The sequence below is a fragment of the Kamptonema animale CS-326 genome (genome assembly GCF_028330895.1).
Taxonomy (GTDB): domain Bacteria; phylum Cyanobacteriota; class Cyanobacteriia; order Cyanobacteriales; family Microcoleaceae; genus Kamptonema; species Kamptonema formosum.
Genome location: NZ_JAQMUA010000473.1, coordinates 1 through 11,181 on the forward strand (window position 1 = coordinate 1; position 11,181 = coordinate 11,181).

Consider the following 11,181-nt stretch of genomic DNA (forward strand, 5'->3'; position numbering starts at 1 on the left):
GACATGCACCTTTTTATCACAACTAGGGGCTGGTTCTTCTATTGAGAGTCTATTCTCAATAAGCTCCAACTTTTTTGAGCGAGTTCAGACCCGAAAACATCCTCCCTGCAATGGTTTGGGGGCGATTGTCGCCCCCTGAACTCTGTCTGACCAAGGAAGAATTACACCAAAACCAAACCAGTTCAAACAGTTTCTTTTTTGCCACCTTCAAATCTCCACATCTATCCCCAAAGCTGGGTTGAAAGCATGGCGATCGCTGGCATGAGCGTACAGGGCTGTAGTTTTCGGATCTTTATGACCCAACAAATCCTGCACTTGCCTCAGATCGGCACCCGAACGCAACCCCAGCGTCCCTGCCGTGTGCCTCAAGCTGTGAGCTGATAAAGTTCTCCCCTCAGTGTGCTTGAGTTGTGATTCCAAAAGATATTTATCTATAATCCAGCGAATGCCCCGGCGAGATAGCCGCTGTCCCCCAAACCGATTTCCCATAGCAATAAACAAAGGGCTTTCCTTGGTTAGCAGCTCTCCTGCCATTTCTCTAGCTTCCAAATACTGCCAGAGCGCTTTAGCGATATCAGGGCGCAGCGGTATTGTTCTAATGCTGCTCTTGCCCTCAACCCTCAACCCCCAATTCCCACCCCTTCGCACTAAATCGCCAAAATTCGCACGGTGCAATTCCACCGTGCGCGGGCCTTGCAAAGCCATAATTGCTAAAAGAGAGCGATCGCGCCAACTTTTTAAGCTGCCATCATTCGGAATCGTCGCTAATAAATGCCGCAGTTCCTCTTCTTCTAAATAAGTAATACGTTCGGCAGCATCAACCTTTTCTGTAGGAGGTTTAACGCCTATCGCCGGGTTTTCCTTAATCAATCCCTTCGAGAGCGCTGCTGCATAAAACCGCCGGAGTACGGAGAGAGTCAAAGCAATCGTAGCGGGCTTTTGACCTTTTTCTTTAATGAGGTAGTGCCGATAGGTTTTGATATCTTCGTTAGTTGCCAAAGCCAGATTAATTCCTTGGGAATTGCACCAACTAACGTATTGACGGGTGCGGTAGGAATATGTATCAACCGTATCGCTAGCTGCGTCCCCATTAGCAACGTCAAGCTGCATGAAATCAGCGAAAACTGACTGCATCGCCTCAGCGGTCGGCAAAATAGCGAGGCGATCGGCTTGGCGGTGCTTCGTCGTAGCGCGGGGCAGCCGTTTAGAGGACACAGGCTTAGTTTAAAAGATTACCCACTGCCACTTTACTGCAAGGTGGCATCCGCAGCACTCTTGTACCGAGAATGTTTGTTTCCGGTAGCAAATCCCAGTTGAATGAAAACCTAATGTCTAAAATGTCGTTGGCAATGGAGTTTCTAACGCAAAGCTGTAGGTGCGACAATACTAATAGCAACAGGAGGAAAGCATGATCGCTCCCACTAATCCCAGCCGCATCACGATTCCGCCCTTAGAAAATGGGGACTTACTCACCCGTGCCGAATTTGAGCAGCGCTATACAGCCATGCCCCATCTCAAAAAAGCCGAACTGATCGAAGGAATTGTTTATATGGCTTCCCCTCTGCGCTTTGAACCCCATGCGGAACCCCACGCTCACCTCATAACTTGGCTCGGCCTCTATGCTGCTTTTACTCCGTATACTCGTATCGGCGATAACCCTACGGTGCGCCTGGATGTGGATAACGAACCCCAACCCGATGCTGTACTCCTCATTGATGCCCAACACGGCGGTCAAACTTGCCTCAGCGATGATGGCTACATCCTCGGCGCACCGGAACTCGTGGCTGAAATTGCTGCCAGTACCGCTACCATCGATCTAAGAGATAAAAAGCGAGTTTATCGCCGCAATGGAGTCAAAGAATATCTGGTCTGGCAGGTAATAAATCGCCGCCTCGATTGGTTTGAAGAGCAGGAGGGAGAATACATTTCTATAAGCCCTGATGCCGAAGGAATTATCCGCAGCCGAGTTTTTCCGGGGTTGTGGCTGGCCGTTTCAGCACTCTTGGATGGGGATATGCCCGAAGTTATTGCTACACTCCAAACCGGGTTTACGAGTGCCGCGCACCAAGAGTTTGTCCAACAGTTAGCTACCTTCTCAAACCCCAATTCCTAAATTGTATTTCCTCTATTCTTTAAGTTAAAAGTTGTCAGCCGATCGCGGGTTTAATTTAACCTAAGTTACTGCTGGGGTATGATGAGGGCTGGAATTATGCGCGAGCGTGAGAGCGGGTTTTTGCGATCGCCACAACCAGCGAGCAATTACACCGGTAGTTAGAAGTTAAACCAGAACAAGTCAAAAGTGCGATCTCGCAAGCTTTCTATGCTGTCTTACACAGTCCAAATTATCGCATTGGGAAAAGGCGAGTGAGATTATGGTAAGATTGCAGGCGGCTTGGAGGAGATAGAGACGCTGACGGGGTTGCTGCAAGTTGAGGGCGATGGATTAGACTTGAATTGATTGGGAGCCCTGTAAAAGGGGATATGGGATGTCTGCAAAGGATGTTTTTCACAATAATGTTAAGTCGGCTTTGCAAAAGGAGGGATGGCAGATTAGCCATGACCCGCTTTATATCAATTTTGGCGGGGTGGAAATGTATATTGATTTGGGGGCCCAGAGACTGATTGGGGCACAGAAGGATGGGGAAAAAATAGCGGTTGAGGTGAAGAGTTTTTTGGGCGCTTCGACAATTTCTGAGTTTCACACGGCTATCGGGCAGTTTATTAATTATCGGTCGGCGCTTAAGGCAACGGAAGCGGAGCGCGTTTTATATTTAGGTGTTCCTCTGGAGATTTATAATACTTTTTTTCAGCTTCAGTTTACGCAAATTGTTATTCAAGAAAATCAAGTTAGGTTTCTGGTTTTTGACCCGGAAAATGAGGTGATTGTGCTATGGGAAAGGTAGAGCAATATCGCCAGTATGTTCAGGAGGTTTTGGCAAGGTTTGGCGACCATAAACCTGCCTATGGTGATGTTAAGGTTGAGATGATTTTTGATACTCAGCGCGACCATTATCAAATTGTCCATGTTGGCTGGAACAAGAAACAACGGGTTTATGGGGTTGTGATTCATCTTGATATTGAGGAGGAAAAGGTCTGGATTCAATGGAATGGGACTGAGGTGGATCTGGCTAGTGAGTTAATGGCGATGGGCGTTGCTAAACAAGATATTGTGCTGGGGTTTCATTCGTCTTTTATGCGGAAGTTTACGGAGTTTGCTCCGGGTTGAGGGGGAAGTAGCTAGTAATGAATAGATGAGATTCGAGTACAGCCGAATACGTTGCCACGAAAGCGCAGCGCTACTATTTGGGGGGGGATAAAATGACTATAATTAGCAATCATTTTGACCTACTCTATTTTACCAATTGTAACTTAGAGCCACCTTTAATTCGTGATTCAAAAATTGTCATTCCTACCCGTCAACTAGGGTTACTACCAGGTCATCCACTTAATCCCCAAAATGAAATATTTTTCCTATCAAAATCTTACCTAATTTTCGATCAAGTGAAATCATCGGTACGCCAGTTAACTGGATATGTAGAAGAACCTCCTGGTTCTAATCGCTTTCAACCTCTGGAAGAAAACTCTACAACAGTCATAGATGATAATTTTCCCGATGTTGATAAAACTGTAAGTTTATTTGGATTAGAAGGTGCTTTTGAGAACCCGTTAGAATGGGTTGATTGGGAAATTGAAAGTGCATCATTTTATCTGATGGAACATCCATCCGATGACTGGGAATTTACAGAATTATGGATAGATGTAACGAACTTCCCTCTAAAAGTTATGCTTTTGGTTCGAGATCGGCAAGGAATTAGCTGTGTTTACGATCCATCTCAAAACGATCGGCTAGTTTTTTTGAGTTTCACCTATGAAGAGGCGAAGTTATGGTTAGAAAAACAATATAAACTTGTGCCACAGCGTTTTCCCAAGGAGGTATGTGTATAGGCTGCATATTATGTGTTATATGTCAATAGTTTGGAGGCGCAAAATGGCTGGGAAGGTTAATTTTTAGTTAGTCGTAACTTAGCTCAAATCCCGATCGTGTTTTAGTAATCAAAAACCGCCCCAAGTATTGATTTATCAAAGTAGTGACACACTGGTACAATCATAAATTACGATAAGATGTGGAGAACCTGGGTAAAAAGTGGTGCAAAAAACAGCTATTACTGATGTTATTAAAACCTTTGCGGATGTGGAAAGTCGCTTTAATTTAAGGCGGACGGAAGATGAGCGATTTTTTACGGAATGGTATGAGAGTTTGCCAGAGATTACTGACGCGGAAAAAGAATCTCTAGAATTAATTAGACGGCGGTATCTTTATCATTTAGCAGGTGGGAGTCTGACTGAGGGGACAGTGACGTTGCTAATGGGTTCGCCTTTATTGGAAAAAGCAGGTTTTTATGACTCTCCTTTTAAAATGCGGGGGGAGGCATCGGTTGAGATTGTGTTGGATGAAGATGAAGATGAAGCGGAAAATTTGCGGGGTCGAATTGATGTTTTAGTGGTGCAAAATCGGTTTTGGGTGACGCTGTTGGAGTCGAAACGGACGACGATTTCGGTAATGTCAGCAGTGCCACAAACGCTGGCGTATATGATGGCAAATCCCAATCAGGATCGACCGGGGTTTGGCATGGTAACAAATGGGAATGAGATTATATTTGTGAAGTTATCTCAGCAGGATATAATTCAGTATGATGTTTCAGATATTTTTTCACCCGTACCTTTACGCAATCGTCTATATGATGTTTTGAGGATTTTGAAGCATATTGGTCAAGTCATTGTGGAAGGATAGACTGCGATCGCAGTTTCTCAAGTGTATTTTATAACCTGTTTAGGATTGCCACCCCAAAGCCAGCCAGAAATCCAGATATTCGTATCCAATAAAACTTTCATCCCTTCACATCCGCTGTCTAACTTCCTTCACTATTGCCGTAATTTCCTCCATTGAAGGCTGTTCCGGGTCATCCCCAAGCTGCTCTATTCTTTGCCATAAATTCGATAATCCTTTGAGCTTTTGAATCTTCTTCAAAACAATCGTATTCTCTTCTTGCCAAAGAATATATTCATCCCCTGGTTGTAGACTTTCCCGGACGGATGGTGGCAAATTTAACTGCCCTTCTGTTGTTACCTGAATTACTAAAGGTGGCACAGTCATTTCCCTATCTCCTGCAAAATCACGAAACTTAACCAAGTTTTTCTAATTCTAAACTAACACACATCTAAATTGTTATTTTGGGAGCATTAACAATATACAGTCAGGGCTGGGACGTGCAAAACTTTCCGGCGCAACAGCTTATGAAGCGCAGCTAAGATTAAAGATCGTTGCTAGACAAAGAGCTAGAAAATCGTTGAGCTAGAAAATCGGTGCTAGACAAAGAGCTAGACAGGATTCTAATAAATTAGATTCTGTCTAAACTTAAGGGTATTATCTATTTCTATTTGAGCAAGACAACCCTTAATTTGTATGGGTTACAGCTCCTTAATTGCTTAAACGCAGTTCGCTCAAGTGAACGATTTCAGTGATTTTTTGAGCAACGTCGCGGACTTCAGCAAACCATCCCAAAATAGCTTGTACTAACTTCTTACGACTGTTGTGTACGACAACTTGCTGTTCCCGAAAAGGCAGTACAGATGGCACTACCTCCGAGTTAAATTTAACCACCTCTTTCAAATCACTCAAAGGCACCTCTACAGGTTCTGTCCAACCACGCGGCACTCCATTTAAGTCCCACACCGACGCATTCATAGCACTAGGCCGCATCCTCGCTGCGGTTTGGGGGTCAATATACACCAATGCCCCTGATTTCAACCGCTGCTGCCCTACTTTAATAGGTTGACCTAAGTATTTGTAAACCTTGTGGGGGACAGCATTCGCAGCAATGCTATCAATATGAGCTTGCTGTAAAAGATTAAGGGCTTGGTATGCTTTGCCGACATTAGTAATGCCATGCTGCTTATTCAAGGTTTTGAGTTCCGTTAAAGACTGACACGCCACTATCAAAGCCTTGAGTTCTTCCAATGTCGGGGGGTAAGGCACCATATTGGGTTCAGCACTTGAAACGAATGGCGGTTTTGCGAGCTCACCTTGATGGTTGTGGTTTACGCCTTTATTGGAAGAATCGGAATTTCCGATCGCTTCCGACTGAAATTCCGACACCTCACTGCTAGCTGAATTCCCCTCTAGCTCTAGCTTTGAAGCCTCTACCCTTTCCTCATTCCGATTATTCCGACAATTTAAAGAAGTAGTAGTTTCCTGGCTATTACTAAAGTCGGCAACATCCGCCATATTTCCACCAGGTGTTGAGGGGAAGCTGGGAGTCACATTTAGAGATTCGTGGCTATTACTAAAGTCGGCAACATTCACCTCTGCCATATCAACCTGAGAAGTTTCCCCAGCATCAGAGATTAAGGACATATTTTGGGAAACATCCAGTTCTTGTGCTGACTCCGCTGAGTGCTGCAAGTTGTTGATTTCAAAACTACTTGCCAATTCAAAACTGCCCGCCAATTCATTTTTGTTCGCGATTTCAAAATTGTCGGAATTGTCGGAATTTTTGCATCCATATCGCTGAGAGCTATGATTGGTAGTCGTTTCAGCCAATCGTGATTTGTCGGAATTCGATCGGAATTTTGTCGGAATTCCGACATCAGATTTTTTAACTGCCACAGCCTTTAGCTGCAAGCTTTTCCCTTCCCCACAAAGTTCAGCATGACCCATGTCTGCCAGAGTTTTAAAGTCCAAGCGGATTTGACTTAAGGTAGGTTTGCGTGCGGCGTGGCGGAACACGGTATTTTGTACCTGTACTGGAGACACTTCTCCCTGCTTCCGCAAGGCGTATTCGTGGATTTGAAGCAGGCGGCCGGCGAGGGAACCGCCTTCATGGGTAGAGGACATCAGCACCCGAAACTGACCAATGTGGAATTTAGCTTGGGCAATTGCCCGTTCTAAAGTGTCGATCCCAACCCGCTGGGGGTCTGCTTTCGGTTCAAACTTGAGTTCCAGACAGTGCAGCAGCAGCGCTAAGCGCAGTGTTTGACTGAGCATTTTGCCCAAGTAAGCGCTTAAAGCTGGGTTCTCTACTTCATACGCTTGCTGGTAGCGGCGTATAGATTCCCACCAGCGATGCCATCGTTCTTCAGCATGGCAGTCGAAGTGCAGCATTACGGGTGGGTTCGATGTTTCCCAGGATTGGGTGAGTGTGGCTTCATTGCTACGGGAGATGCTACGGCGGATGTCCTTCAAGGCATTGGGCAGGTTCTTGAGGTGGTCGTAAACGCCAGTCAGCATAGAATCAAGCCCAACGACTGTATTAGACCAGATGGCAAAGTTGTCGGGTGTTTTCGGGATTGCCATCAGGAAGCGGCTGGCTAAACCGTCCCCATCGTCGGGGTCGCTGCATAGAGTTTTGAATTTCTGGGTTTGAATCGCCCCAGTTAAGCTGATGGCAATGTCTTCGAGGATGACTGTGTTCTCGGAGTCTACTCGCTCGAATTCTTTGTCTAGGGGTGCGCCCCAAGCTTCTAGGAGGATTTGTCGGGTGTCGCCGCCGCCATCTTTATATTGATCCATTTTTAAGACGCGGACGAGTTCGTCAAAGACGAGGGCGCAGCCGGAGTGGGGCGCTAATTCGCTCATGCGTTTGAATGCGCCTTCTGGAGAACCGGCTTCAATCATCTCTTTGGCAGGGGGTGCTGGCATTTGAGATTCATAGACGGCGGGGTTTTGTGGACTGTTTAAGAGGGCTTCTTTCTCGGAGGGGGTTTTTTGCTTCCAGGCGTTTTCTAGCTGTTTAAGGTGCTGTTTGGCTTGTTTGTATTGGGTTCGTGCCAGTTTTTGCTGTCGTTTGATGGGTTTAAAGATGGTACGTTGGGTTTGGCTTTTGCCGCTGGATGGGGGGGCGACGTTCATTGTCCAAAATATGGGAAATTCTACCCAGTCGTCTTCTGTTGTGGCCCCACTTTTGGCGACTATGCCGATGTTGCCGCCGAGTTTTGCCCCGCAAGCGCTTAGCAGGTACATGATTAGGTAGATGGGGTCGATGCGATCTGAGTCGGCTTTGGAGAGGAGGGCGCTGGCTAGGGCTTTGGGATATATGGATGGGATGTCTAAGTGTTCGGCTCGGTAAGTGAGCAGTTTGGACAGTTCGGTGGCATCGTCGGGGGCGGTGTTTTGCCGATTGAGTGAGAGTTCGATTTCTCTGGCAATTTTTTCGATGCCGCCCTGGGGATGTCCGGTTGCGGCCCCGAGTTCGACGAGGGCGGCTAGTTGTCGGCCAGGTTCTAGGTTGCTGGTGACGATGTTATGGATTTGGGTGTATAGGTCGAATTCGGGTTCGGGTGGGGGTTGATTGTTGTTGTTGTCGCCGCCGTAACCGTTGCTGTTGTCGCCACTACCATTGCCAGAGTTTCCGGGGTAGCCGTAGCCGTTGTTGCGATCGCCATTGCCGTTGCCATTGCTATTGTTATTGCTGTTGTCAGAGTTTCCGGTGTAGCCGTTATCGCGATCGCCATTACCTTTGCCATTGCCATTGCTACTGCTGTTGCTGTTACCGTTGCTAGAGTTTCTGGTGTAGTCGCTATCGCGATCGCCATTGCCAGGAATCGAGTTTGCAGTGTAGCTGTTGTGGCGATCGCCATTACCGTTGCCATTGCTACTGCTATTGCCGTTGCTGTTGTCATTACTGTTGCCAGAGTTTCCGGCGTGGCTGCTGTTGCGATCACCAATACCGTTGCTAGAGTTTACGGTGTAGTCGTTATCGCGATCGCCATTACCGTTGCCATTGCTATTGCTACTGCTATGAATCGAGCTTTCGGCGTAGCTGTTGTGGCGATCGCCATTGCTATTGCTACTGCCAATACCGTTTTTGCGATCGCCATTGCCATTACCGCCATTACCACTGCCATGAATCGCGTTTTCAGTGTGGCTGTTGTTGCCATTGCCGTTACGATTGTAACTTTGACGGATAGGGTCGGAAACTTTGTCAAAGGTTGGCGGTAGTTGCACTCTAGCTATATTTGCTAGGGTTTTGATGGCTGTTTTGAAGTCTACGCCATCGCGGAGCATGATGTAGTCGGCCCAACTGCCTGTGGCCCGGCAGCCATAGCAGAAAAATGTGGTTTTGTCGGCTGGAACGTTGAAGGATGGGGCTTTTTCACGGATGGTGCAGAAGGGACACCAGCAGTTTTTTTCGGTTCCTTTCCAGTTTTCTAAGTCTCCGAAAAGGCTATCTGCGCTCAGTTTGGGGTAGATTTCTTGTTCGAGGATGTCTACTAAGCTTTGTCCGAACCCGTTGTGTACGATTTGGGAAGCTGGTGCATTCCCCAAGGTGTTTGTTTTGCGCTCTAGGGGTTGGCGTTGAAAGGTTTTGGTGTCTTTACAGGGGTACAAGCCGATTGATTCGGGCCCTGGTACGGTGGGGGGATATTCTGACCATACGGTGAATTCGTATTTTTTGCCGTTGGAGCCGACGGTAGGTGGCAATAGGGTGTGGCCGCCGTTTTTGGTGAGGAGTTCGCCTTCTCGGACTGTGGTGTTGGGGGTGAAGGCGAAGCCGTTGTTGGCCCCGAATTTTTCTGGTTCTGTGAGGAAGGCGACGAGGACGCGGTAGCCGCCGGAGGGTGTGAAGAATTGGGGGGCGCTTTGGAGGATGGGGTAGGTGTTAATCCAAGCGTCGATGCGGGTTTTGAGTATTTCTGGGGTTTCGCTGGCATTAAGGTCGAAGTCGATCCAGCATAGCCAATGTTGTCCGTTCCAGCCGCCGAGGGTGCTTACGCCGTCGATGCGGTGGTCGGAGTGCCAGGTGGTGATTAGTTGTTCTTGGAGTTTGGGGTCAAGTTCGTGCCACTTTTGGTAGGGCTTCCATTCTAGGGTTTTGTAGTAGTGGCGATCGTAGTAAGCAGGTTGTTTTTCGACTTTGTTGTTGAGTAAGGACTGTTGGGGGCTGATGGGGAAGGGGGGTTTGTTGAGGTGGTTTCGTACCCAGGCGATGATTTGCTGTTTGGTTTGGGGAATTTGAACGCTGGCTTCGGGGGTGTTGGCTGATGGGTTTTGAGATGCTGCTGAATTTTGTGTGAATTCTGACATGGTTGACGCTCCTGTGGTGTTTGGGAAGTGCATGAGGATGGAGCCTCTTGCGGGTTATGGGATTTACAGGAGTCGGAGTTGTTGGGTGTGATAGTTATGCTTGAGCGTGTTTGGAGGAAAGGTGTTGAGAGTTTTGGTTGACTCCCCCCAATTGGTTCCCTCCAATAGGGTGACTATTTTGCTCCTTTTGCGTTACTATTGGATTAACTAAAATGCTTTGAATTTACAGCTTGAGGAACTTGACAAGTGATTGACAAGTCTCTAGCTGAGAATGCTTACGCATTTCCGCTAATTTTGCATAACTAAAACACGGCATCAGGCAGCAGAATTGAGAGTGTGCGCGAGGGTTCAATTCACACAGCACTCCACAATCGAGTTGTCGAGATGACTCCGATCCTTTTTAACTTACTTAATGGCTATGCCCCGAATACGATTTAAGGGGCATTTTTTGTACTTAATAGCCGCGAGCGCGACCCCATAAGCAGTCCTCAAGTGGTAATTTTGTGCTCCTAATAGGCGCTACAATCGCCCCAAACTTGGTAAACCAGAAACGTTACCCAATCCGTGCAGCTTGTCTTGATAGAACTACTTAGTCTTTATCAAGAAGCTTTCGCGGGGGTCTGCGTTTCCTGCAATTCACCTTCAGTCGGTGCGGGAGTGGCATCCAACAGCCCTCTGGCAAACTGCTCGATCAGGTCACTCCGGTTAGTTCCGAGTTGTGTTGCTCGTGCATCAAGGTTTGCAACGCCTGTTGGAGTAAGGGAAATCGTAACCAGCTTTTTTATTTCATCATAAAGAGCTGGTTCTCCTTTACGGCGGTGTCCGCCCACTCCTTTTATTCTCGCCATAGATATAGCAATGTTCGCTTGGACTTCTACGATCATACCGCAGTTAAATAATTGATCGTATACAGCTCCTAATATTAATTTATGTGACAGTCAAAAGTTAAGTATTGTTAAGTGTAGCGAACTGCAAAAAGCAGAGGTCAAAACTGCAAAAAGGGGATTTTTGAAACCACATTAACTGCCAAAAGTGGGTGTCTCAAAACCACATTCAGTGCAGAAGAAACCACATTACGTGCAAATAAACTGCAAACA

9 protein-coding genes are annotated in these 11,181 nt (G+C 46.9%); 5 read left to right on the top strand and 4 right to left on the bottom strand.

Annotated features, from left to right (window positions below):
- Positions 1–207: 207 nt before the first annotated feature.
- Positions 208–1,215 carry a tyrosine-type recombinase/integrase gene (locus PN499_RS27655; RefSeq protein WP_272036592.1) on the bottom strand — a complete coding sequence of 336 codons (1,008 nt, stop codon included), beginning with the start codon at positions 1,213–1,215 and terminating at the stop codon, positions 208–210.
- A 193-nt stretch (positions 1,216–1,408) separates the two neighbouring features.
- On the opposite strand from PN499_RS27655, the gene PN499_RS27660 reads away from it, so the two are divergent.
- The 5 genes from PN499_RS27660 (at position 1,409) to PN499_RS27680 (ending at position 4,792) form a co-directional block, all read left to right on the top strand.
- The gene (locus PN499_RS27660; protein WP_272036594.1) at positions 1,409–2,113 is read left to right on the top strand and encodes a Uma2 family endonuclease; all 705 of its coding nucleotides are present in this window, start codon (positions 1,409–1,411) and stop codon (positions 2,111–2,113) included.
- 373 nt (positions 2,114–2,486) lie between these two features.
- Positions 2,487–2,903, top strand: a complete 417-nt coding sequence (locus tag PN499_RS27665; protein WP_272036596.1) for a XisH family protein — start codon at positions 2,487–2,489, stop codon at positions 2,901–2,903.
- Positions 2,891–3,226 carry a XisI protein gene (locus PN499_RS27670; RefSeq protein ID WP_272036598.1) on the top strand — a complete coding sequence of 112 codons (336 nt, stop codon included), beginning with the start codon at positions 2,891–2,893 and terminating at the stop codon, positions 3,224–3,226. The genes PN499_RS27665 and PN499_RS27670 overlap by 13 nt, the downstream gene beginning before the upstream one ends.
- A gap of 92 nt (positions 3,227–3,318) precedes the next feature.
- Positions 3,319–3,945, top strand: a complete 627-nt coding sequence (locus PN499_RS27675; protein WP_272036600.1) for a hypothetical protein — start codon at positions 3,319–3,321, stop codon at positions 3,943–3,945.
- Positions 3,946–4,147: 202 nt separating this feature from the next.
- Complete coding sequence (locus PN499_RS27680) at positions 4,148–4,792, top strand: type I restriction endonuclease subunit R (RefSeq protein WP_334311728.1); 645 nt, start codon at positions 4,148–4,150, stop codon at positions 4,790–4,792.
- A gap of 105 nt (positions 4,793–4,897) precedes the next feature.
- Here PN499_RS27680 and PN499_RS27685 read toward each other — a convergent pair whose 3' ends face one another.
- The 3 genes from PN499_RS27685 to PN499_RS27695 all read right to left on the bottom strand — a co-directional run bounded on the left by PN499_RS27685 (position 4,898) and on the right by PN499_RS27695 (position 10,968).
- Positions 4,898–5,155 carry a hypothetical protein gene (locus PN499_RS27685; RefSeq protein ID WP_272036603.1) on the bottom strand — a complete coding sequence of 86 codons (258 nt, stop codon included), beginning with the start codon at positions 5,153–5,155 and terminating at the stop codon, positions 4,898–4,900.
- 324 nt (positions 5,156–5,479) lie between these two features.
- Positions 5,480–10,084 (bottom strand): DUF3987 domain-containing protein, encoded by a 4,605-nt coding sequence (locus PN499_RS27690; RefSeq protein WP_272036605.1) that lies wholly within the window; start codon positions 10,082–10,084, stop codon positions 5,480–5,482.
- Positions 10,085–10,683: 599 nt separating this feature from the next.
- The gene (locus PN499_RS27695) at positions 10,684–10,968 is read right to left on the bottom strand and encodes a hypothetical protein (protein WP_272036607.1); all 285 of its coding nucleotides are present in this window, start codon (positions 10,966–10,968) and stop codon (positions 10,684–10,686) included.
- Between the last annotated feature and the right edge of the window lie 213 nt (positions 10,969–11,181).

What these genes read in the sequence shown, in the direction of transcription:
- PN499_RS27660 (WP_272036594.1), top strand. Translation starts at nt 1,409, where the DNA reads ATGATCGCTCCCACTAATCCCAGCCGCATCACGATTCCGCCCTTAGAA.
- PN499_RS27665 (WP_272036596.1), top strand. Translation starts at nt 2,487, where the DNA reads ATGTCTGCAAAGGATGTTTTTCACAATAATGTTAAGTCGGCTTTGCAA.
- PN499_RS27670 (WP_272036598.1), top strand. Translation starts at nt 2,891, where the DNA reads ATGGGAAAGGTAGAGCAATATCGCCAGTATGTTCAGGAGGTTTTGGCA.
- PN499_RS27675 (WP_272036600.1), top strand. Translation starts at nt 3,319, where the DNA reads ATGACTATAATTAGCAATCATTTTGACCTACTCTATTTTACCAATTGT.
- PN499_RS27685 (WP_272036603.1), bottom strand. Translation starts at nt 5,155, where the DNA reads ATGACTGTGCCACCTTTAGTAATTCAGGTAACAACAGAAGGGCAGTTA.
- PN499_RS27690 (WP_272036605.1), bottom strand. Translation starts at nt 10,084, where the DNA reads ATGTCAGAATTCACACAAAATTCAGCAGCATCTCAAAACCCATCAGCC.
- PN499_RS27695 (WP_272036607.1), bottom strand. Translation starts at nt 10,968, where the DNA reads ATGATCGTAGAAGTCCAAGCGAACATTGCTATATCTATGGCGAGAATA.